The organism is Streptomyces sp. NBC_01808, assembly GCF_035917395.1.
Lineage (GTDB): Bacteria > Actinomycetota > Actinomycetes > Streptomycetales > Streptomycetaceae > Streptomyces.
Window position 1 is genome coordinate 4,960,390 of the sequence record NZ_CP109072.1, and the last position, 21,814, is coordinate 4,982,203.

Genomic DNA, 21,814 nt, shown 5'->3' on the forward strand with positions numbered 1-21,814 from the left:
CGCGGTCACGCTGCGTACGATGACGCGGCGTTCGCACACCGCGCACTACCCCGACACCCTGCCCGCGCTGCCGCCGCGCAGCCGCGGCGTCATCGCGCTGTTCGAGGAGAACTGCACGGTCTGCATGCTCTGCGCACGCGAGTGCCCGGACTGGTGCATCTACATCGACTCGCACAAGGAGACGGTGCCGCCCGCCGCCCCCGGCGGGCGCGAGCGCAGCCGCAACGTGCTCGACCGTTTCGCGATCGACTTCGCGCTGTGCATGTACTGCGGGATCTGCGTCGAAGTCTGCCCGTTCGACGCGCTTTTCTGGTCGCCGGAGTTCGAGTACGCGGAGACCGACATCCTTGAGCTGACCCACGAGCGCGACCGGCTGCGGGACTGGATGTGGACGGTGCCGGTCCCGCCCGCGCCGGACCCGGCGGGGGAGGAGCCGAAGGAGCTGGGCGCGGCGCGTAAGGCGGCGGAAAAGGCGGAGGCCGCGGAAAAGGCGGAGGCCGCGCGGGTACGGGACGCGGGGGAGCCCCCGGCCGGGGAGGGCGACGACGCATGACCCTCGCCGCCGAGACCCACGGCTTCCTGTCGCCCACCGGCGTCGAGATCGTCTTCCTCCTCACCGGTCTGGTGACCCTCGGCGCCGCCGTGATCACCGTGACCACGCGGCAGTTGGTGCACGCCGCCCTGTGGCTGGTGGTCGCGCTGGGCGGGCTGGCGGTCGAGTACCTGCTGCTGACGGCCGAGTTCGTCGCCTGGGTGCAGGTGCTGATCTACGTCGGCTCCGTGGTCGTGCTGCTGCTCTTCGGACTGATGCTGACCCGCGCGCCGATAGGCCGCTCGCCGGACGCCGACTCGGGCAACCGGTGGGTGGCGCTGGGCGTGGCGGGGGCGGCGGCGGTGCTGCTGGTGACGCTGGTGGTGGACGCGTTCCGTACGACGTGGATCGACCTCGACGAGCCCAAGGGCACCACCGACCTGCTGGGGGCCAGTGTCTTCCGGCACTGGGTGCTGCCGTTCGAGGCGCTCTCGGTGCTGCTGCTGGCGGCGCTGGTGGGGGCGATCGTGCTGTCCCGCAAGGACGGCGGGTCCGCGGCCGAGGACGCCGCCGAGAGCACCGGGGCCGCAGAGGCCGCCGGGGCCGCCGACGACGGCGGGGAGGGCTGATGCATCTCGCGTATCCGGCGGTGCTGGCGGTGCTGCTGTTCTGCGTCGGCCTCTACGGCGTGCTGGCGCGGCGCAACGCCATCCTGGTGCTGATGTCCGTCGAGCTGATGCTCAACGCCGTCAACCTCAACCTCGTCGCCTTCGACGTCTGGCTGCGCGACACCCTGCGCGCCGGGCAGTCGTTCACGCTGTTCATCATCGCGGTGGCCGCGGCCGAGATCGGCATCGGGCTGGCCATCGTGCTGATGGTGTACCGCAACCGGGGCACCTCCGCCGTCGACCGCCTGCGCGACCTCGCCGACACGGACGCGGGCGGCACCGGCGCGGGCGGCACCGGCGACGGAGCGGAGGACCCAGCCCAAGGCGCGGAAGCAGGAATTGCAGCCCCAGGCGCCACCGCCGGCGGCGAGTCCGGGACCGCGTCGAAGAAGGCGGAGGCCACCGCGTGACCACCACCACCCTCGCCGTACTCGTCCCCCTGCTGCCCTTCCTCGGCGCCGTCGCCGGCCTGCTCCTCGGCCGCCGCTCGCCGGGCATGGTGCAGCCGCTGGCCGTGCTGCCGACCGTGACCGCCGCCGTGCTCGCCGCCGTCGTGGCGGCGCGGCAGGGCGGCGACGAGCCGGTGACCGCCGCCACCGAGCTGACCCCGACCGGCTCCGTACCCATCGACCTGGCGCTGCACCTCGACGGCATGGCGGTGCTCGTCGCCGTGCTCGTCGGCGTCGTCGCCTCGTGCGTGCAGATCTACTCCACCGGCTACCTGCGCGACGACCCGCGCTACTCCTCGTACGCCGCCCTCGTCTCCCTCTTCACCGCCGCGATGTTCCTCGTCGTCTACTCCGGCGACCTGATGGTGCTGCTGGTCGGCTGGGAGATCATGGGCATCTGCTCGTACTTCCTCGTCGGCCACTACTGGGACACGGAGGTCGCGCGCGCCGCCTCGCTCAAGGCGTTCCTGGTCACCAAGCTGGGCGACGTCCCCTTCCTCATCGGCATCTTCGCGCTCGCGTCCGAGGCCGGTACGTTCCGGATCAGCGGCATCGTGACCGCGGCCGGCTCCGGTGACGGCCTCGCGCACCCCACGCTCATCGCGCTGCTGCTGCTCGCCGGGGTCGCGGGCAAGTCCGCGCAGTTCCCGCTGCACACCTGGCTGCCCGACGCGATGGCGGGTCCCACGCCCGTCTCCGCACTGATCCACGCGGCGACGATGGTCGCGGCCGGCGTGTACGTCGTCGCCCGGCTGCTGCCCGTCTTCGCCGCCTCGGCCGCCGCGCTGGTGGTGCTGGCGGTCATGGCCGCCGTCACGATGGTCGGCTCGGCGCTCGCCGCGCTCGCGCAGGACGACATCAAACGCGTGCTCGCGTACTCGACCGTCGGACAACTCGGCTACATGACCGGCGCGCTGGCCGCGGGATCCCGGGACGCCGCCGTCTTCCACCTCCTCTCGCACGGCGCCTTCAAGGCGCTGCTCTTCCTCGCCGCCGGCGTCGTCATCCACGCCGCCGGCACCAACTCGCTGGCCGCGATGGCCCGGATGGGCGGCCTGCGCAACCGCGTGCCGGACGCCTACTGGACGATGACCGCCGCCCTCCTCGCCCTCGCCGCCATCCCGCCCTTCGCCGGCTTCTTCTCCAAGGAAGCCGTCCTCGGTGCCGCGGAAGCTGCAATCACCGGACATGGCGCGACCGGCCAGGGCATCCCCGCCGCCGCGGCCTGGACCGTGCTGGTCGCCGGGCTCGCCGCCGCGCTGCTCACCGCCGCGTACGCCGCCCGGCTGTGGCTGCTCGCCTTCCACGGCCGCGGCGAACCCGTACCCGACCACGGCCGCCAGCCGGTCGTCATGAACGCCGTGCTGTGGCTGCTGTTCGTACCCACCCTTGCGTTCGGGCTGAGCGTCTGGACGCTGCCGGACTGGCTCGGCGACCACTCCCTCACCCCGACGCTCGCCACCGCCGTCCTCGGTACGGGGCTGGCGCTCGTCGGCATGACGGCGACGTACGCGGCGTGGAAGCAGACCGCCGGGCTCGCCGCCCGGGTCCCGGCCGGCGCGGTCACCGCCCACCCCGACGCCGAGCCGGCCCTCACCGAGGTGGAGGCCGAGGCCACGCACGAGGCGGTGTACGGCAGCCCGTCGGACGAGGGCACCCCCGCGTCGGGCGCCGCCCCCGACGGCACCTCCACGGACCCCGGCCGCATACTGCTCGGCCCCGCCCTCTACCGGAACGCCGCCCGCGGCTTCCACGTCGACGCCCTGTACGCCGCGCTCTTCGTCCGCCCGGTACGGGCCGCGGCCCGGCTGGTCCGCTTCCTGGACCGGGAGGTCGTCGACACGTACGTACGCGGCGCGGGCACCGCGCCCCGGCTGCTCGGCGCCGCCGTCCGCCGCGCGCAGACCGGCAACGTGCAGAGCTACCTCAGCGCGCTGCTCGGCGGCGCGCTCGTCCTGGCCGTCGCGGTCGTCGTCGCCACCACGTCGGTCACGGGAGGCTGACGCCGCATGGACACCAGCCCGCCCGAGCACCGCCCCGGCAGCCCCCCGGCCCGCCGTATCCGTCCCACGCCCCGGCCGTCCTCCGAAGCCGCGGAGGTCACCCGCGTATGAACCACACCGCGATGCAGCTCGTCCTCGCCGCCATCGTCGTCCTCCCCCTTCTCGGCGCCCTGGCCGCCCTGTTCCCCGCGCCGCCCGGGCTGAAGGGCAAGAGCCCCGACCAGGCCGTGCTGCGCCACGGCGTCACCGTCACCGGCGCCGTGTTCGTCCTGTCCGTCGTCCTGGCCGCCGGCTTCGACTACGACGATGCCGGCACCATGCAGGCCGACTCCGACGTCAGTTGGATCCCGGCCCTCGGGATCCGGCTGCACCTCGGCGTCGACGGCGTATCGCTCCCCCTTCTCGTCCTCACCGCGCTGCTGACCTTCCTCTGCGCGGTCTACGGCTACTTCGTCATGCCCGCCGGTCCTTCACCGCGGGCGTTCGTCGCGCTGCTGCTCGTCCTCGAAGGCGGCATGCTCGCCACCTTCGCCGTCCTCAACCTGCTGCTCTTCTTCCTGGCGTTCGAGATGGTGCTCATCCCGATGTACTTCCTCATCGCCCGCTGGGGCGGCGCCGGACGGACCGCCGCCGCCTGGAAGTTCATCCTCTACACGCTGCTCGGCTCGGTCGTGATGCTCCTCGGCCTCCTCCTCGTCGGGTTCCAGGGCGGCACTTTCGACATGGTGGCACTCGCCACTGACAACGGCGCCGATCTCACCCACACCACGCAGCTCATCGCGGTCCTCGCCATCGGCGTCGGCCTCGCCGTGAAGACCCCGATGTGGCCGCTGCACAGTTGGCTCCCCGACGCCCACACCGCCGCGCCCACCGTCGGCTCCGTGCTCCTCGCCGGCGTGCTGCTGAAGATGGGCACGTACGGGTTCGTGCGCGTCCTGCTGCCCATCGCCCCCGACGGCATGGAGACGTACGCGCCCTACCTCGCCGCCTTCGGCGTCACCGGCATCCTCTACGGCTCCCTCGCCTGCCTCGCCCTCGCCAGGAGCGGCGCACGCGGCGACCTCAAGCGGCTCATCGCGTACTCCTCCGTCGGCCACATGGGCTTCGTGCTCCTCGGCATCTCCACGCTCACCCCCACCGGCGTCAACGGCGCGCTCTTCGCCAACATCGCCCACGGCCTCATCACCGGCCTGCTCTTCTTCCTCGTCGGCGCCCTCAAGGAGCGCACCGGCACCACCGACCTCGACGCCCTCGCAGGCCGCACCGGCGCCGCCCTCTACGGCAACGCCCCTCGCCTGGGCGCGCTGCTCGTCTTCGGCGCCGTCGCGTCGCTGGGGCTGCCGGGGCTGGCCGGGTTCTGGGGCGAGATGCTGGCGATGTTCGCGGCGTACGACCCGGCCGCCGGGCTCCCGCGGCCGGCGTACCTGGTCGCCATGGCCGTCGCGGGCTTCGGCACCCTGCTCACCGCCGCGTACCTCCTGGTCGTCGTCCGCCGCGTCTGCATGGGTGACAGGACGCCGGGGGAGCGGCCGGCCTTCGGGGACGTACGCCGGTACGAGATCGCCGCCTGGAGCCCGCTCGTCACGCTCACCGTACTCGCCGGCCTCTGGCCCGCCGCACTCCTCGGCCTGACCGACCCGGCCGTGCAGAAGCTCCTAGCGGGAGGAAGCTGATGACGTACGCACACGCCGGCGCACCCTCCTTCGGCGGGACCGCGGACACGGTCCTCGCCGAGTCCGTCGTGCAGTCCGTCGACTGGCTGGCCGTCGCGCCGCCCACGATCGTCGCCGTGGCCGCCGTCGCGCTGCTGGTCGCCGACCTCTTCGTGCCCGAGCGCGCCAAGCACCTCCTCGGCTGGGGCGCGGTCGCCGCGCTCGCCGTCTCCCTGCTCGCGCTCCTGCCGCTCCTCGACGGCGACCGCAGCACCTTCTGTCTCACCGACGATCCAAACGTCTGCAGCTACACCGCCGACCGCTTCGCCCTCGTCGTGCAACTCCTGGTGCTCGCGGGCGCGCTGCTCGCCGCGCTGCTGTCCGTGCACGACGTGCGCGCGACGAAGCTGCCCGCAGGGGAGTTCTGGTTCCTGCTGCTGGCCTCGGCCGCGGGCGCGGCGCTGCTGCCCGCCGCGCGCGACCTGGCCACGCTCGTGATCGCCCTGGAGGTCGCCTCGCTGCCGGCGTTCGCGCTGGTCGGCCTGCGCCGCGGGGACCGGCTGTCGTCCGAGGCGGCGCTGAAGTTCTTCCTCTCCTCCGTCACCGCGACCGCCGTCATGCTCCTCGGCGTCAGCTTCGTCTACGCCGCCGGGGGCAGCCTGCACCTGGCGCGGCTGGCCGACGGGCTCGCGACGGCGCCGGAGCGGCTGGAGACGCTGGCGGCGGCGGGGGTGGTGCTGACGCTGGTCGGGTTCGCGTTCAAGACGGCGGCGGTGCCGTTCCACTTCTGGGTGCCCGACGCGTACGTCGGCGCGCCGATCCCGGTGGCCGCGTATCTCTCGGTCGTCGGCAAGGCGGTGGGCTTCAGCGGGCTGATCCTCGTCACCGTGCTGGCCTTCCCGGCGTACGACGAGGTGTGGGGCCCGGCGATCGCGGTCCTGGCGGCGCTGACGATGACCGCGGGCAACGTCGCCGCCCTGCGTCAGCGCGTCGACGCCCCGCACAGCGCGGTCCGGCTGCTGGCCTGGTCGTCGGTGGCGCAGGCGGGCTATCTGCTGGTCCCCATCGCCGCCGCGGCCTATGCCGACGAACCGGAGCGCGCGGTGGGCTCCACGCTCTCGTACGCCCTGATGTACGGGGTGGTGAACCTCGGTGCCTTCGCGGTGGTCGCCGCGGTGGCCGCGAAGGGCGGCCGCGGCGGCCGGATCACCGACTACCGGGGCCTGGCGGCCACGCGGCTGCCGGTCGCGCTGGCGCTGGCGTTCTTCCTGATCAACCTCGCCGGGCTGCCGCCGGGGATCATCGGCCTCTTCGCGAAGGTGACGGTTCTGGGCGCCGCGGTGGACGCGGGTCTTGGGTGGCTGGCGGTGGTCATGGCGGCGAACGTGGTGGTGGGGTTGTACTACTACCTGCAGTGGACGGCGCTGCTGTTCCGCCCGGCGCCCGCGGCTCCGGACGGCGCTCCCGCCCCGGTCCGTACCACCCTGACCGCCCCGCTGCGCGGCGCCATCGGCCTGACGGCGGCGCTCGGCGTCGCGCTCTCGGGCGCACCGCAGCTCGTCCTCCGCTTTGCGGGCGAAGCCCTGCTGTAACGCCGCCTCACCCGCGCGGCGCCCGGGGAATCTGCGCTGACCAGGGAACTTACCCGGTGGGCCGGGCGTTCTGTGCGTGGGAGGGGTCCACTGGAAGGAGACGGCCGACACTCGCGCCGGCAGGCTTTGGAGGGCACACCGTGCACCGGTCGAACAACGGGCTGAAGACAGCCGCGCTCCTGGGCGGCATGTCAGCGCTGATCTTGCTCATCGGCAGCATTTTCGGCCGTACGGGCTTGGTCATCGCGCTCGTCGTGGCCATCGGCACCAACGCGTACGCGTACTGGAACAGCGACAAGCTGGCCCTGCGCGCGATGCGCGCCCGCCCGGTCAGCGAGATCGAGGCGCCGAACCTGTACCGCATCGTGCGTGAGCTCTCCAACGAGGCCCGCCAGCCGATGCCCCGGCTCTACATCTCGCCCACCCAGGCCCCGAACGCCTTCGCCACCGGCCGCGACCCGCGCAACGCGGCGGTCTGCGTCACCGAGGGCATCCTGCAGATCCTCGACGAGCGCGAGCTGCGCGGCGTCCTGGGGCACGAGCTGATGCACGTCTACAACCGGGACATCCTCATCTCGTCGATCGCGGGCGCGCTCGCGTCGGTGGTGATGTTCCTGGTGAACTTCGCCTGGCTGATCCCGAGCGGCGACCGCAACGGCAACGGCCCGGGCCCGTTCGGCATGCTCCTGGTGCTCTTCCTGGGCCCGGTGGCGGCGAGCATCATCAGGCTCGCGGTCAGCCGCTCCCGGGAGTACGAGGCCGACCAGACCGGCTCCCAGCTCACCGGCGACCCGCTGGCCCTGGCGAGCGCCCTGCGGAAGCTCGAAGCGGGCACGAAGCAGCTCCCGCTGCCGCCGGAGCCGCGGATCGAGACGGCGAGCCACATGATGATCGCGAACCCGTTCCGGCGGGGCTCGGGCAACATGTCGCGGCTGTTCTCGACACACCCGCCGATGGCGGAACGTATCGCCAGGCTGGAGCGCATGGCGGGCAGGGACCTGGGGCACTGACGGGCGGCTGGGATAGCGTAGGACGCATGTCAGGTGCTTCTGGAGCCGGCTGCGCCGGTGTGACGAGGACGGCCCGCTAGCGGCGGGACGTACGTCACTTTTACACCCGTAGACCCGTATCTGCGTCTATATGCGGGCCCCCGTGGACACACTCGTACAGTTCCGTCGCTTCGTGATCGATCGACCGGAGCGGCCTCTTTGTGCTGCCCGGAACTCGTCTTCCGAGCAACGGAGCTTCCAGGTGTTCTCAGGCATTCTTTCCGCGCGCGCGGACTCCGCGTCCCCGGCGCGCGCATGGCTGGTGCTGTGCTGCATGGCCATGCTGCAGTTCCTCATCGCGGTCGACGTGACCGTGGTCAACATCGCCCTGCCGTCGATCGGCGCTGACTTCGCGGCCGACGACCGCCAGCTGACCTGGGTGGTCGTCGGATACACCATCACGGGCGGCGGCCTGCTCATGCTCGGCGGCCGGCTGGGCGACGTCCTGGGCCGCCGCCGCGTCCTGCTGTCCGGCACCGCGCTCTTCGGCCTCGCGTCGCTGCTGGCGGGGCTGGCGCCGTCGTTCGCCTGGCTCGTGGCGGCCCGGCTGCTCCAGGGTGCGGGCGAGGCGGTCGCGCTGCCGGCGGCGATGGCGGTGGTGGTGCTGATGTTCCCGGAGGGCCCGCGGCGGTCGCGGGCGCTGAGCGTGTGGGGAGCGGTGGCGAGTTGCGGGCTGGTGCTGGGGTTCGTGCTCTCCGGGGTGATCACGGAGCTGTTCGGATGGCGGTGGATCTTCCTGGTGTCCGTACCGTTCATCGTCGTCGTCCTGGCGGCGACGCTCCTTCTCGTACCGGCAGACCTGCCGCCCGCCCGCACCCCGATGGACCTGCCCGGCTCACTGCTGCTGACCGCGGCACCGCTGCTGTTCGCGGTCGGAGTGGTGGAGGCGGGGGAGGGCGACGGGACGGGGGCGTGGCTGCCGCCGGTGTCCCTGGCGGGCGCGGTGCTGGCGGCGTTGGGGTTCGCCGCAGTGGAACGCCGCTCGGCGAACCCGCTTGTGCCGCTGGGGTTCTTCCGTAACGGCCCGCGGGTGATGGCGAACCTGGCGACGGCGTTGCTGAGCGCGGCGCTGTCGACGTCGTTCCTGCTGTTCACGTACTACCTGCAGGAGCACCGGGGCCTCAGCCCGCTGGAGGCGGGCCTGACGATGCTGCCGCTGGCGTTCACCCTGATCGGGGCGTCGGTGCTGGTACCCCGCCTGCTGGGCCGCTGGGGGGCGCGGATGTGCGCGCTGACGGGGATCGGGCTGACGGGGCTGGCATTGCTGCTGCTCGCGCTGGTGACCCACGTCGAGGGGGGTCCGCTGGCGATGATCCCGGCGATGCTGCTGATCGCGGCGGGCCTGGGCTTCGGAATCATCGGCCTCCAGTACGCGGCGGTGAGCGGGGTGACAGAGACCGACGCGGGCATCGCCTCGGGTGTCCAGCGGGCGGCGGACCAGTTGGGGGGCGCCACGGGGGTCACGCTGTACGTGGGGGTGGGGTTCGCACCGGGGGTGGGGAGTGGGAACCCGTTTGTGATGAGCAGTGTGCTGGCGGTCGGAGGGCTGGCGGCGGCGGGGGCTGTGGCCTGGCGGATGGGGGTGGGGCGGTAGGGGGTGGCCGGGGGCGGGGTCTACGGATCGCTCGCACCGTACATCCCCTCACACCCACTCAAGGGTATGCGGCTGGTCTGACAGCGCGGGGGCAGCGGGGTAGTTGAGCTGGTACGTCGCGTCTGTGCAGGGCGGGTACGGGGGTACGGTTCCGGGCTGGCGGTGGTGCGTGGGGTGGGCCGGTGTACGGGGGTGCCGGCGAAGGGAATAGGGCGTCGCAGGGGCTCCCCCCGGGCCACCCCACTTCTGAGTGTGCGGGCCTGCGTCCGCCGTCAAGGGCGCTCCCTCCGCTTCGCTGCGAGGAGCGTCGCTTCGCGATGGGGCTTCGCCCCACCCCTGACTGCGGACTCCGGCCCGTAAAAGACGGCGGCTAAGGGTGGCCCAGGGGGGAGCGGGCACCCTAACGCTGCGATACGGAGGCGGAGCCCGGCGGACGGAGGGCCGCTGCCCGGAGTTGGCCTGCCCTGTTCGCCGAGCGACGCCGCGCCGGGAAGGGAGCCGGGGCGGGGGTGTCGGTTGAGGCGCCGGGCGGGCGTGGCGTCGGGGGCCGGGCGGTCGCATGTCGTGGTGCAAAACTCGGGCTCCGGGGACCGATTCGGCCCGGATCGCCGAGAGTTACCGGGAGTTACGACCGATTTTCTCCACTGGGACGCTGCGGCTGGCGGTGGCGGGTCCTGGCCCGGCCCTGTGCGTGCCGATGGGCGAAAGTCGGCCCGCGGGGGTGATTTGCCCCGATTCGCAGCGGGTGATTTCGCGAGTTCGTCTCGGCGGCGTTCATCGGGAGGCGACCGCCACCTGTGGGGTTGCGCAGGGCCCCTGCCTCTTGCCCCGCTACTCGCACCCCTCCGCCACCGCCTCCTCCGGCGTCAGTTCTTCCCCTCGCCGCAGTGCCTCCTCCGCGCCCGCGCGCCCCCCGCCGAAGGCGGGCGCGGCGGCGGCGACGGGGCAGACGGCGTACGACCTGGGCCTGGCCCTCGGTATCGCGGTCACCGGCAGCCTGGCGACGGCGGTCTACCGCATCGAGATGCCGCCCGACGCCCCGGCCGAACAAGTCACCGTCGCCCACACGCACTTCCCCACCCCACCCCGCTCCTCCACCCCCCACCGCTCCGCCAGTTCCGCCACCAGCGCCAGCCCGTACCCACCGGACTCATCCGGCAGCCGTGGCACCGGCAGTTGGTCACTGGCGTCGTGCACCTCGATCCGCACCCCGCCCTCCACCACCAGAAACCGCGTCCGGATCTCCCGCCCCGGCGACACCCGCGCATGCACGACGGCGTTCGCCACCAACTCCGACAACACCGCCACCGCCGCGAACTCCAACTCACCCAACCCCCACGCCGCCAACGCCTTCCGCAACTGCGCCCGAGCCAGCCCCACACACCTCCGATGCCGCCTCCACTGCCACACCACCACCTTCTCGTCGCCATCCACCTGCTGAATCTGCATGTCCGACACCATGGGCGAAGCGTTGGGGATCTCGTTTCCCGACGAAGGGGATACCCATGGTGGGTACACTCCTCGGACGGATCGGCAATCACTCCGCAAGCGGTAGATCGCGGGGAAATCGCATGTCAGGACGCATGTCGCCAATCGCTCTTCCGCCGCACGTGCTCGAACGTGCCGATGTGCAGGCCGCCTTGCGGTGTCATGATTTCGGCAAGGTGTTCAAGCTGGCTCGGCAATGGGGCGGAATCAGCTTCGTGAAGATCGCCGATGCCTGCGACATCAAGCCCGAACGGGTGGGGCGGTTGGCCCGGGGCGAAGGTGCGATCACCACCTACGAGAAGATCACGCGCATTGCGGACGCCCTGGCCATCCCTGGGCATCTGGTGGGCCTGGCACCGCGTCCGTGGGAACAAACGCAACTGGACGCGCTGCCGCACACCGAACATATTTGCCGGTTACCCGCACCTGAGGTGAGGGCGGCGCGTGTCTCCCCACGTGCATTCGGGGCAGCAGCCGGTCGAGGAGGAGGCGACGTGGAGCGAAGAAGGTTCCTCGCGGCATCGGGAGTGGCAGGCATCGCCGGCATGCTCCCCGAGCGCAATGCGGGATCGCATCTCGGACGCCGTGAGGTAGCGCAGTTGAGACTGCGCTCTTCTCGGCTTCGCCGCCTGGACGACGTTCTTGGCGGGGCGGACACGCGTCATATCTACCGCACCGAGTTGGACGGAACGGTGAGTCTGATGCGTCATGCCAGTTATTCGGAGACCACCGGAAAGCAGTTGCTCACTATCGTTTCCGAACTGGCGCAACAGGCCGGCTGGGCCGCGTTTGATGCAGGGGACCAGCGGGAGGCGTCGATCCTCTACCGGTGGGCACACCAGGCGGCAAGCGAAGCCGGTGACCGCGCACTCGAAGCCAACTCTCTGGCCTTTCTGGCATATCAGCAGGTCAGCAGTGCATCTTCGGGCGTGGCCACCGCGGTGGCGTCGTGCCGTACCGCGGGCTCCGACGCGCCTCCCACCGTTCGCGGGCTGCTGCACGAACGCCGGGCCTGGGCTCATGCCCGTGCCGGGGAGGCGAAGGAAACGGAGGCTGCGCTCGCTCAGGCAGAGGAGGCCCTGAGCAGCAGCGACGATGAACCGGGCCCCGAGTGGGCCTCGTGGGTTGACGGGCGAGAGTTGCGGATCATGAAGGGTCGCTGCTGGACCGAGTTGCACCGCCCCTTACGCGCCGTGCCGGAGTTGGAGGCGGCGCTGTCCGACTTCGATGACGCACAAGCCAGGGACAAGGCCCTCTACCTCTCCTGGCTGGCGTACGCCTATTTCGACGCCGGGGAGGTCGAGCAGTCGGCGCAAGTGATCGGCAGGGCTATCGATCTCTCCGAAGGGGTCGGCTCGGTCCGTCCCCGGCAACGCATCCAGACGTTCTTGACCCGACTGCATCCGCATCGGTCCTTGGAGGCTGTGGCCGAGGTGCTGCGTCGAGGGGCGTAGGTCAGGCCGTTTCGTCGCCGGGGGATTCGACGGTGCGGCGTACCCAATCCAGGTAGGGCTGGGAGCCGGCAGCCATCGGGATGGCTGTGATCTCCGGATTGCTCCAGGGGTGATATTCCAGCAAGTGTGCTTCCAACTCCGGGTAGCGGGCCGCAGTGGTCTTGAAGATGACCTGCCACTCTTCTCCCTCCCCGAACTCTCCCTGGTGCCAGAACAGCGACACCACTGGACCGACCACCTGCACCCCGGCTGCCAGCCGCGCCCGCGTCACACTCCGCCCGAGCGCCACGGCCGCTTCGCGGGTCTCGGCTGCGGTGTAGACCTGCAGGAAGTCACTCATACTCACCGGCTACCGACTCGTTGACGTTCACGCAGGCGGGGCGCAACGCGGGCGTGTAGACGCTGACGGAACGTCGGCAGGGACCACCCCTGCGTGGGCGGTGTGGACAGCGATGCGTCATGGGTTTTCCTAACCTCGGGGGACCATCCCCGCGTGTGCGGGGAGCACATCCGCACGTCGAGCGCGGCGCCGACCGCGAGGGGACCATCCCCGCGTATGCGGGGAGCATCCTTTGCTACCAGCAGTTTTGCTTGGCAACTGGTTGCGGTTCAAGGACTTGTGTGGATTCGGGCGTATCCCCACGTAGTTGGTAGGTACCGGACGAGACCAAGCAGCGTCGGGAGGCTCGGTTTCAGGAAGGTGATGGTCGTGCCCGCGTCGATAACCGGGCATTGTCACACCACCCCCTGCGCGCCTCCCGCTCATCCGGCGTCCCTGGCCCAGGCCGTTCGCTGGCCCGGGGAGCGTACGGCGTACCCGCGGGGACCCCCCGTCGTCAGCGGGGGGCGTAGCCGAAGCGTTCGTCCGTGGAGACGATCTCGCGGCCCAGCGGCATCAGGGAGATCGGGATGAGCTTGAGGTTCGCCCAGCCGAAGGGGATGCCGATGATCGACAGGAAGAGCGGGATGCTCGTGAGCAGGTGGCCAAGGGCCAGCCACCAGCCGGCGAAGATCACCCAGATCACGTTGCCGACGACCGAGGGCGTGCCCGCGTCCGGCCGTTCCACCGCCGTGCGGCCGAATGGCCACAGGACGTAGCCGGCGATGCGCAGGGACGCGATGCCGAACGGGATCGTGATGATCAGGATGAAGCACACCAGCGCGGCGACCGTGTAGGCGATCGCCATCCAGATTCCGCAGAAGATCAGCCACAGGACGTTCAAAAGGAGGTTCAAGGGCTTCATCATCGGCACCTTCCTGGACACTCGCTTTGACGCGGTCCCCTCGATACCAATTATCGGCACGTCCTCCGCCCGGACGGAAACGCAGCGCGTACGGGACCGCCCCGCGCCAGGTGAAGCGCGGGGCGGTCCCCAGGAGCAGCAGCCGCGTCAGACCCCCACCGGGGTACGGTCCTCCTTCGACGCCGCAAGCGGCGCGGCCGTCGCCGGGCCCCGGTGCTTGTGGATCAGCAGCGCCAGCAGGGCGCCAAGACCCACCCCCGCCGCGCCGACCCACAGCGCCGGTGTCAGGCCGTCGACGAAGCTCTGGCCCGTCTCGTAGCCGCCCTGGGCGGAGAAGACCGCCGCCAGCAGGGCGATGCCCAGCGCGCCGCCCAGTTCCCGCAGCGCGTTGTTCGCGCCCGAGGCGATGCCCTGCTCCTCCGGGGCGACGCTGGACAGGACGACGTTGGCGGAGGGCGCGAAGTACATCGCCATGCCCACGCCGCTCACCGTCAGCGCCGGCAGGATCGACCCGTACGAGAAGCCCACCTCGACCGCCACCGCCCACAGCACCAGCCCCACCGCCTGCAGCGCGAGACCGGCCGCGATGATCGGCCGGCCGCCGATGCGGTCGGAGAGCGCGCCCGCGATCGGGGTGACGATCAGCGGCATCGCGGTCCACGGCAGCATGCGCAGGCCGGCCTCCAGCGGCGAGTAGCCGCCGACGCCCTGGAGGAACTGGCTGAGCAGGAAGATCGAGCCGAACATCCCGACGAACATCAGCACGCTCGCCGCGTTGACGGCGCTGAAGCTGCGGTTGCGGAAGAGGCGCATGGGCAGCATGGGGTTCGCGGCGCGCAGTTCGTACGCGACGAAGGCGGTCAGCAGCACCGGTGCCGCGATCAGCCCGGCGAGGACGGGGGTGGCGGTCCAGCCGTCGGCGTTGCCGCGGACCAGGGCGTAGATGAGGCCGAAGAGCGCGGTGCTGGCGAGCACGGTGCCGGGGATGTCGAGGCGGTCGTTGGGGCCGTGGCTCTCGGCCAGCTTCAGCCGGACCAGCGGGATGAGGGCGATGCCGACGGGCACGTTCAGCCAGAAGATCCAGTGCCACGAGATGTGCTCGGTCAGCGCCCCGCCGACCAGCGGCCCGGACGCGACGGCCAGGCCCTGCACCGCGCCCCAGACGCCGAGTGCCATCCCGCGGCGGGCGGCGGGTACGGCGGCGGAGAGCAGGGTCAGCGACAGCGGCATCAGCAGCGCGGCGCCGACACCCTGTACGGCGCGGGCGGCGACCAGTCCTTCGATGCCGGTGGAGAGCGCGGCGGCGGCGGAGGAGGCGGTGAAGATGCCGATGCCGACGGCGAACATCCGGCGGCGCCCGAAGCGGTCGCCGAGCGAGGCGCCGAGCATGAGGAGGACGGCGAAGGTGAGCGTGTACGCGCTGACCGTCCACTCCAGGTCCTCCATGCCGCCGCCGAGGTCGTCGCGGATGGCGGGGAGCGCGGTGGTGACGACGAGGTTGTCGAGCGCGCCCATGAAGCTGGCGAGGCTGGTGAGGAGCAGGGCCCAGAAGGTGGGGCCGAGGCGGCGTCGGCCGCCGGCGCTGGCTGGGGCGGACATGGGGTTCCCTCCGGATTAGTTATTAGTCAATAACTTTCGCAGGCATGCCTGTGCGGTGAACGGGCCGGGTGTGGTGGGCTACGTGTTCGGCAGGGTCTCGGGCCAGAAGCCGTCCCACACCCGCTCCCTCGGCGCGTAGCCGAGGGCGACGAGGGTGTTGATCAGCATCCCGTACGCGAGGAATCTGGCCGCCGTCTCGGCGTCCCCGCCGAACGTCAGCAGCGTGAGGTCGTAGAGCTGCTCGGACCAGGCGGCCCGGATCGGCTCGCCGAACTCGTGGTCGCCCGACGACTCGGCCGAGGCCACCGCGACGTGCATCTGCATCTGCATCATCAGCAGGTCGCGGTCCTCGATGAGCCGCTGGTACGCCGCGCCCATCGCCTTCTCCTCCCGGCCCGCCGGCGCCTTCTCGGAGGCGGCGCGGAGGACGGCCGCGGTCTCCTCGATGCAGCGCAGGGAGGCGGCGAGGAAGATGGCGCGCTTGTTGGGGAAGAGGCGGAAGAGGTACGGCTGCGAGACGCCGACCCGCTTGGCGATCGACTCGGTGGACGTGCCGTGGTAACCGCCCCGGCCGAACTCCGTGATCGCCGCGCGGATGACGCTCTCGCGTCGCTCTTCTGCGCTCATCCTTACCATGGGAAGTAAGTTATTGGCTACTCACTAACTTGTCAACCGCAGGGTTCTGGTACGGGCCCCGCCCCTGTTCCGCTACGCCAGCCTGACCACGGCCCGCGACATCCCCAGCACCTTCTGCCCGGCGCTCGTCGCCGTCAGGTCCACCCGGACCGTACGCGCCTCGTCGTCCAGCTTCTGCGCGACCTTGCCCGACACCTCGATCACCGCGCCCACGCCGTCGTCCGGCACCACCACCGGCTTGGTGAACCTGACCCCGTAGTCCACCACCGCGCCCGGGTCGCCCACCCAGTCCGTGACCACCCGGATCGCCTCGGCCATCGTGAACATGCCGTGCGCGATCACGTCCGGCAGCCCGACCTCCTTGGCGAACCGCTCGTTCCAGTGGATCGGGTTGAAGTCCCCGGACGCGCCCGCGTAGCGCACCAGCGTCTCGCGGGTCACCGGGAACGACTGCGCCGGCAGCTCCGTACCGGCCTCGACGGCGTCGTACGCCACCTTCGCCACCATCGGCGCTCAGCCCTCCTCGGCGGCGCGGGCCACCAGCTTGATGATCGTCGTCACCACGTGCCCGCCCGACTCGTCGCGGACCTCGCCGCGCACGTCCATGATGTCGTTCCCGGCCATCGACTTGATCGACTCGATCGTCGACGTCACGGAGAGCCGGTCCCCGGCCCGTACCGGACGGCTGTACGCGAACTTCTGGTCCCCGTGCACCACGCGGCTGTAGTCCAGCCCCAACTGCGGGTCCGCGATCACCTGTCCCGCCGCCCGGAACGCGATCGCGAACACGAACGTCGGCGGCGCGATCACGTCGGGGTGGCCCAGGGCCTTCGCGGCGTCCGGGTCGGTGTACACGGGGTTCGCGTCGCCGACCGCCTCCGCGAACTCGCGGATCTTCTCCCGGCCCACCTCGTAGGGGGCGGTGGGCGGATAACTCCGGCCCACGAAGGACTGATCGAGCGGCATGAACCCTCCTGTCGCGCGGGCGGGGCGGGGTGTGGGAGGCGGCTGAGCGTGCGCGGAGTGAAGCGCGGCGAACCCCTCGTCCCGGGTGGGACGAGGGGTTCGATGGCCTGCGTTCAGCGAGTCTCGCGGTGCGCCGTGTGGGCGTTGCAGCGAGGACAGTGCTTCTTCATCTCAAGACGGTCCGGGTCGTTGCGCCGGTTCTTCTTGGTGATGTAGTTCCGCTCCTTGCACTCCACGCAGGCCAGCGTGATCTTCGGGCGGACGTCTGTGGCAGCCACGTGAGTGCTCCTTGACGAACGGACAGCTTCTTCAACGCAGAAAGCGTAGCCGATCGAAGGTCCGACCCTGCAATCGGCTACTTGAGGTGAGTAGCGGTGACCGGACTTGAACCGGTGACACAGCGATTATGAGCCGCTTGCTCTACCGACTGAGCTACACCGCTGCGATGCTCTGCGCCTCCCAGGATAGCGAGGTGCAAACCGCATCAGAGCCCCAAAACGGAATCGAACCGTTGACCTTCTCCTTACCATGGAGACGCTCTGCCGACTGAGCTATTGGGGCGAGCGATGAAGACACTACACGCTGAGCGGCCGAAGGTGAAATCAGTAACCCTCCCTTGATCGCGCCCGCTCGTACGCGCCGATCACCGCCTGTGGGCGGACCCGCGCCGCCGGTGCGCCGGACCTGGGCCGCGCCTGGGTGGGAGCTGCCGGTTGCCACGCCGATACGACTTTTCCCCTCCTCCACGGCGTGCGCGTTCGCCCCGCCTAGGCTCGTTGGCGCCGTCCGATACAGTCTGATGCCTTCTGATCGTGACTGTGCGATTTTGCTCACATCGTGGATGTTTACCCTGACCTGCCCGCAGGAGTCACATGCCCGCCAGCAGCCATCCGCAGCAGCCCCGGCACGGGTCCGCGCAGGGGGGTGACGGAACACCTGTGCTGTGCGGCGCGCGGCTCGCGGACGGCAGGACGGTGGACGTGCGTCTCGGGGGCGGCCGGATCCTGGCGGTGGGGAAGGCGGGGAGCCTGGCGGGGCCGGCGGGCGGGTGCGGGGCACGGGTGGATCTCGGGGGGTACGTGCTGCTGCCGGCGCCGGTGGAGGCGCATGCGCACTTGGACGTGGCGTTGACGGGGGTGGGGGGCGCGGCCGGTGCGGGGGCGGGCGCGGGTCTGGGTGCGGGTGCCGGTGCGGGTTCCCCGGGGGTCGGCGGGGGTGCGGGGGCTGCCGGTGCCGGTGTGCAGCGGCGGGCCGTCGAGGCCGCGCTCCTCCAACTCGGGCACGGCGCCACCGCCTTGCGCACGCACGTACGGATCGGGGGCGGCGCCGGGCTCGACGGCCTCCGCGGCGTGCTCGCCGCCCGGGCCGCGCTGCGGGGGCTCGCCGACGTCGCGGTGGTCGCCGCGGCCCCGGTGCTGACCGGCGTCGCGGGGGCCGGGGGGCGGGCGCTGCTCCACGACGCCGTCGCCATGGGCGCGACGGCGGTCGGCGGCTGCCCGGACCTGGACCCGGACCCGGCGGGGTACGCGGAGGCGGTGCTGCACGTGGCCGCGGAGTACGGGTGCGCGGTCGATCTGCACTGCGACGGTACGGATCCCGCACGGCTCGACCGGGTGGCGGCGGTGGCGGGGGAGCTGCGGTGCGGGGTGGCTGTCGGGCCGTGCGGCGGGCTGGCGCGGGTGCCGTACGAGACGGCGGCGGGGGTGGCCGAGCGGCTGGCGGGTGCGGGGGTGGCGGTGGTGTGCCTGCCGCAGGGGGACTGCGGTGCGGTGCGGGGGGTGGGCGGCGGCGGTCGGGCTCGCGGCGCGCGGCCGTTCGCGTACGCCCCCGTGCGGCTGCTGCGCGCCGCCGGCGTGCGCGTCGCGGCGGGGACCGGTGCCGTACGCGACGCGGCGAACCCCGTGGGGCGCGGGGATCCGCTGCAGTCCGCGTACCTCCTCGCCTCGGCGGGCGAGGCCGACCCGGCGGCGGCGTACGCGACGGTGGCGGGCCAGGCGCGCGCGGTGCTCGGCCTGCCGGAGGTGCGGGTGGAGGCGGGCTTTCCTGCGGAGCTGCTGGCGGTACGGGGCGACTCGGTTGCCGGTGCGCTGGCGCTGGGGTACAGCCGGATCGTGATCCATCGCGGGCGGGTGGTGGCCCGTACGAGCGCGGTACGGCAGTACTGCGACTCGGGAGCCGCGGACCTGGACCTGCCCCGCCAGGGCCTGCGGCGTACGGCGGGCTGAGGGCCGGCTCTTCACGCGAGGGGCGGGCGGCCCCGGGGAGGGGGTGGGCGGCCGCGGGCAGACCGTCGTTGTCAGAGGAGGCCCCTACCCTTGGGCGGGTGTGCGGGTGACGGTGGGTGCGTGGAAGGCGTGCCGACCTAAGGCGTGCGGGTGGAAGGCCCTGCGATGGAAGGCGTACCGGTGGAATGCGGGCCGGTGGAATGCGGGCCGGTGGAAGGCTTGCGGGGTAGTGGCGTGAGGGTGTGGCGGGGGATGTGACGCGGGGCCCCGGTCCTCCGACTGCCGCACGCCGCGCGTGTCGGGCGGGCAGGCGTTACGGTCGGAGCCATGCGCATCGTCATCGCTGGAGGACACGGTCAGATCGCCCTGCGGCTTGAGCGGTTGCTCGCCGCCCGGGGCGACGAAGTCGCGGGGATCATCCGCCGCCCGGAGCAAGCCGACGACCTGCGGGCCGCCGGTGCCGAACCCCTCGTCTGCGACCTGGAGTCCGCGGGTGCCGACGAGGTCGCCCGGCTCCTCGAAGGCGCCGACGCCGCGGTGTTCGCCGCCGGCGCGGGACCCGGCAGCGGTGAGGCGCGCAAGGACACCGTCGACCGCGGTGCCGCCGTGCTCTTCGCCGACGCCGCGGTGGCGGCCGGCGTGCGGCGCTTCCTCGTCGTCTCGTCCATGGGCGCCGGCAGCGAGCCTCCGGCCGGCGGGGACGCGGTGTTCTCCGCGTACCTGCGGGCGAAGACCGCCGCCGACGAGTACGTGCAGGCCCGGGACGGCCTGGACTGGACGATCCTGCGGCCCGGGTCGCTGCGCAACGACGCCGGTACCGGCCTGGTCAAACTCGCCGCGAAGACGGGCCGTTCGGCGGTCCCGCGCGACGACGTGGCGGCGGTGCTGGTCGCGCTGCTGGACGAGCCCCGGACGGTGGGCCTGACGCTGGAACTCGTCGAGGGCAACACGCCGGTGCTGGACGCGGTCGCGGCGGTGGCTGCCAAGGAGTAGGCGCAGTCGGCGATACCGGAGGGCCGCGTCCTGCGGCGGTACGGGATCGCCGCGTACGCACCGCCCGTTGCGCCCACACCGCGCCGCGGTGCGTACCCCGCGTCGCACATGCGCGGCCGGTGCCGCGCGTCCTCTGCGCGTACGGGATCGCCCCTCGCCGCCCGCCGCCGACGCCGCGCTCGTGACCCGCCTCAGGGACCCCGGCGCCGTGATCCTCGGCAAGGCGAACCTCTCCGAGTGGGCCAACTTCCGCGCCGCGAAGCCGACCTCCGGCTGGTCGGCCGTCGGCGGGCAGACCCGCAACCCGTACGTCCTCGACCGCAACCCCTGCGGCTCCTCCTCCGGCTCCGCCGCCGCCCTCGCCGCCTCCCTCTCCCAGGTCGCGATCGGCACCGGGACCGACGGCTCCATCGTCTGCCCGGCGGGGATGACCGGCGTGGTCGGGCACAATCCGAGCCTCGGCGTCGTCAGCCAGGACGGCGTGGTCCCCATCTCCGCCGAGCAGGACACCGCCGGGCCCATGGCCCGCAACGTCACCGACACCGCGCTCACCCTCGCCGCCCTCGCCGCCCTCGCCGAGGACGAGTCGGTACGGGCCTCCCTCCCGTCGTACGCGGCCCTCGCCCGCCCCGGCGCCCTCCGCGGCAAGCGCATCGGGCTGTGGCGGCTGCCCGCGCTCGTCCCCGAGGTGGACGCGCTGATGACCAGGACCGCCGGGGAGCTGCGGCGCGCGTCGGTGGGCGCGGGGGAGTGAGGACGGGCACGGGGCCGCGGCCGCGGCCCCGGGTCAGTCCTCCCGCAGCACCTCCGCCAGCGCCGGGAGCACCTGCGACGACCAGCCGCCGCCCATGATCCGGTGGGCCCGGCGCTGGAGCGGGTCGTCGGGGTCGAAGCCGGTGTGGACGAGGAAGAGGCGGGTCCCGCGGCCCTCGGGGGCGAGCGTCCAGGTGATCGTCCAGTCGGCGGTCCCGGCCCCGGTGCCGCCCCCGGCGCCCGGCTCCGCGTCCGTCCAGCGGACGCGGAGCATCCGCTCCGGTTCGTACGCGAGGACCTCCTCCGCCACCGTGCCCGAGAAGCCGGTTCCGGGGCGGGGGAGTGCCCGCATCGTGGTGCGGTGGCCGACTTCGAGGCGGAAGTCGCCGGGCATCAGCCAGCGGGCGCGCAGCTCGGGCTCGGTGAGGGCCCGCCACACCTTGCGGGGCGGGTGGGGGAGGAAGGCGTCGAGCCGGATCTCGGTGGGGTCCGCGGGCTCGGGGAAGCCGGGGACGCTCATGCCCCGGCCCCGGCCCCGGTGCCGTCCGGACCCTCCGCACGGTCCCGGTCGCCCTCCGACTCCGGCAGGTCGTCCAGCAGTTCCGCCAGGCCCGCCAGCTTCGCCCGCCAGAACCGTTCGTACGGCCCCAGCCAGTCCCGTACCTCCGTCAGCGGCTCCGCCTCCAGCCGGTAGATCCGCTGCCGCCCCGCCCGCTCCTCGCTGACCAGCCCGGCCTCCCGCAGCACCTTCAGATGCTCCGAGAGGCTGGGCCGCCGCATGTCGAAGTGCGCCGCCAACTGCTGTACGGGCTGGGGGCCCTCGTCGCGCAGCAGCCGCAGCACCTCGCGCCGTACGGGACTGGACAGCGCGCCGAAGACGCGGTCCTCGCCGCGGGTTTCCTGTGTCGCAGGCAAGT

The 21,814-nt window shown here is 72.1% G+C and carries 22 protein-coding genes, 2 tRNA genes and 1 pseudogene; 12 read left to right on the top strand and 13 right to left on the bottom strand.

From position 1 onward, the window contains the following. Nucleotides 1–19: 19 nt before the first annotated feature. The 8 genes from OG946_RS21995 to OG946_RS22030 all read left to right on the top strand — a co-directional run bounded on the left by OG946_RS21995 (nt 20) and on the right by OG946_RS22030 (nt 9,539). Nucleotides 20–553 carry a 4Fe-4S binding protein gene (locus OG946_RS21995; protein WP_326800333.1) on the top strand — a complete coding sequence of 178 codons (534 nt, stop codon included), beginning with the start codon at nt 20–22 and terminating at the stop codon, nt 551–553. Beyond that, complete coding sequence (locus OG946_RS22000; protein ID WP_326797762.1) at nt 550–1,161, top strand: NADH-quinone oxidoreductase subunit J family protein; 612 nt, start codon at nt 550–552, stop codon at nt 1,159–1,161. Before OG946_RS21995 ends, OG946_RS22000 begins: the two co-directional genes overlap by 4 nt. Beyond that, nucleotides 1,161–1,610 carry an NADH-quinone oxidoreductase subunit NuoK gene (gene nuoK, locus OG946_RS22005; protein ID WP_326797763.1) on the top strand — a complete coding sequence of 150 codons (450 nt, stop codon included), beginning with the start codon at nt 1,161–1,163 and terminating at the stop codon, nt 1,608–1,610. Before OG946_RS22000 ends, nuoK begins: the two co-directional genes overlap by 1 nt. Further along, the gene (locus tag OG946_RS22010; RefSeq protein WP_326797764.1) at nt 1,607–3,652 is read left to right on the top strand and encodes an NADH-quinone oxidoreductase subunit 5 family protein; all 2,046 of its coding nucleotides are present in this window, start codon (nt 1,607–1,609) and stop codon (nt 3,650–3,652) included. The genes nuoK and OG946_RS22010 overlap by 4 nt, the downstream gene beginning before the upstream one ends. Before the next feature lie 107 nt (nt 3,653–3,759). Further along, nucleotides 3,760–5,325: a complex I subunit 4 family protein gene (locus OG946_RS22015; protein WP_326797765.1), complete on the top strand. Its 1,566-nt coding sequence runs from the start codon at nt 3,760–3,762 to the stop codon at nt 5,323–5,325. Continuing rightward, nucleotides 5,325–6,896, top strand: coding sequence for an NADH-quinone oxidoreductase subunit N (locus tag OG946_RS22020; RefSeq protein ID WP_326797766.1), 1,572 nt, complete (start codon nt 5,325–5,327; stop codon nt 6,894–6,896). Before OG946_RS22015 ends, OG946_RS22020 begins: the two co-directional genes overlap by 1 nt. Before the next feature lie 140 nt (nt 6,897–7,036). After that, the gene (gene htpX, locus OG946_RS22025) at nt 7,037–7,906 is read left to right on the top strand and encodes a zinc metalloprotease HtpX (RefSeq protein WP_018834937.1); all 870 of its coding nucleotides are present in this window, start codon (nt 7,037–7,039) and stop codon (nt 7,904–7,906) included. A gap of 313 nt (nt 7,907–8,219) precedes the next feature. Next, nucleotides 8,220–9,539 (top strand): MFS transporter, encoded by a 1,320-nt coding sequence (locus tag OG946_RS22030; protein ID WP_326800334.1) that lies wholly within the window; start codon nt 8,220–8,222, stop codon nt 9,537–9,539. 831 nt (nt 9,540–10,370) lie between these two features. Here the strand turns inward: OG946_RS22030 and OG946_RS22035 are convergent. Together OG946_RS22035 and OG946_RS22040 are read right to left on the bottom strand one after the other, a co-directional pair. Then, the gene (locus tag OG946_RS22035) at nt 10,371–10,529 is read right to left on the bottom strand and encodes a hypothetical protein (RefSeq protein ID WP_326797767.1); all 159 of its coding nucleotides are present in this window, start codon (nt 10,527–10,529) and stop codon (nt 10,371–10,373) included. Between the two features lie 21 nt (nt 10,530–10,550). Then, nucleotides 10,551–10,988: an ATP-binding protein gene (locus OG946_RS22040; RefSeq protein WP_326797768.1), complete on the bottom strand. Its 438-nt coding sequence runs from the start codon at nt 10,986–10,988 to the stop codon at nt 10,551–10,553. A 122-nt stretch (nt 10,989–11,110) separates the two neighbouring features. Here OG946_RS22040 and OG946_RS22045 point away from each other — a divergent pair, with 122 nt between their 5' ends. Continuing rightward, on the top strand, nt 11,111–12,481 hold the full coding sequence (locus tag OG946_RS22045; RefSeq protein ID WP_326797769.1) for an XRE family transcriptional regulator: 1,371 nt from the start codon (nt 11,111–11,113) through the stop codon (nt 12,479–12,481). Nucleotide 12,482: 1 nt separating this feature from the next. Here OG946_RS22045 and cutA read toward each other — a convergent pair whose 3' ends face one another. The 9 genes from cutA to OG946_RS22090 form a co-directional block, all read right to left on the bottom strand. Then, the gene (gene cutA / locus OG946_RS22050) at nt 12,483–12,821 is read right to left on the bottom strand and encodes a divalent-cation tolerance protein CutA (RefSeq protein WP_326797770.1); all 339 of its coding nucleotides are present in this window, start codon (nt 12,819–12,821) and stop codon (nt 12,483–12,485) included. Between the two features lie 496 nt (nt 12,822–13,317). Continuing rightward, complete coding sequence (locus tag OG946_RS22055) at nt 13,318–13,725, bottom strand: YccF domain-containing protein (protein ID WP_326797771.1); 408 nt, start codon at nt 13,723–13,725, stop codon at nt 13,318–13,320. 147 nt (nt 13,726–13,872) lie between these two features. After that, nucleotides 13,873–15,324: a DHA2 family efflux MFS transporter permease subunit gene (locus OG946_RS22060; protein WP_326797772.1), complete on the bottom strand. Its 1,452-nt coding sequence runs from the start codon at nt 15,322–15,324 to the stop codon at nt 13,873–13,875. Nucleotides 15,325–15,402: 78 nt separating this feature from the next. Then, nucleotides 15,403–15,951, bottom strand: a complete 549-nt coding sequence (locus OG946_RS22065) for a TetR/AcrR family transcriptional regulator (RefSeq protein WP_326797773.1) — start codon at nt 15,949–15,951, stop codon at nt 15,403–15,405. A gap of 81 nt (nt 15,952–16,032) precedes the next feature. After that, nucleotides 16,033–16,467 (bottom strand): MaoC family dehydratase, encoded by a 435-nt coding sequence (locus OG946_RS22070; RefSeq protein ID WP_047017514.1) that lies wholly within the window; start codon nt 16,465–16,467, stop codon nt 16,033–16,035. A 6-nt stretch (nt 16,468–16,473) separates the two neighbouring features. Further along, nucleotides 16,474–16,926, bottom strand: coding sequence for a MaoC family dehydratase N-terminal domain-containing protein (locus tag OG946_RS22075; RefSeq protein WP_326797774.1), 453 nt, complete (start codon nt 16,924–16,926; stop codon nt 16,474–16,476). Nucleotides 16,927–17,039: 113 nt separating this feature from the next. Continuing rightward, nucleotides 17,040–17,204 (bottom strand): 50S ribosomal protein L33, encoded by a 165-nt coding sequence (gene rpmG / locus OG946_RS22080; RefSeq protein WP_004571794.1) that lies wholly within the window; start codon nt 17,202–17,204, stop codon nt 17,040–17,042. Nucleotides 17,205–17,295: 91 nt separating this feature from the next. Next, a tRNA-Met gene (locus OG946_RS22085) sits at nt 17,296–17,368 on the bottom strand. A gap of 46 nt (nt 17,369–17,414) precedes the next feature. Continuing rightward, a tRNA-Thr gene (locus OG946_RS22090) sits at nt 17,415–17,487 on the bottom strand. A gap of 311 nt (nt 17,488–17,798) precedes the next feature. Between OG946_RS22090 and OG946_RS22095 the strand changes: the two genes are divergently transcribed. From OG946_RS22095 to OG946_RS22105, 3 genes and pseudogenes are all read left to right on the top strand, one after another. Next, entirely contained in the window at nt 17,799–19,151 is a 1,353-nt protein-coding gene (locus tag OG946_RS22095) for a hydrolase (RefSeq protein WP_326797775.1), read from the top strand. A 327-nt stretch (nt 19,152–19,478) separates the two neighbouring features. Beyond that, entirely contained in the window at nt 19,479–20,144 is a 666-nt protein-coding gene (locus OG946_RS22100) for an SDR family oxidoreductase (RefSeq protein WP_326797776.1), read from the top strand. 133 nt (nt 20,145–20,277) lie between these two features. Further along, nucleotides 20,278–20,877, top strand: a pseudogene (locus tag OG946_RS22105) (amidase family protein); the annotation flags it as partial. 54 nt (nt 20,878–20,931) lie between these two features. Here the strand turns inward: OG946_RS22105 and OG946_RS22110 are convergent. Continuing rightward, a complete protein-coding gene (locus OG946_RS22110) occupies nt 20,932–21,417 on the bottom strand; it encodes an SRPBCC family protein (RefSeq protein ID WP_326797777.1) in 486 nt (161 codons plus the stop codon). Beyond that, nucleotides 21,414–21,812 (bottom strand): ArsR/SmtB family transcription factor, encoded by a 399-nt coding sequence (locus OG946_RS22115; RefSeq protein ID WP_326797778.1) that lies wholly within the window; start codon nt 21,810–21,812, stop codon nt 21,414–21,416. Before OG946_RS22115 ends, OG946_RS22110 begins: the two co-directional genes overlap by 4 nt. Nucleotides 21,813–21,814 lie beyond the last annotated feature (2 nt).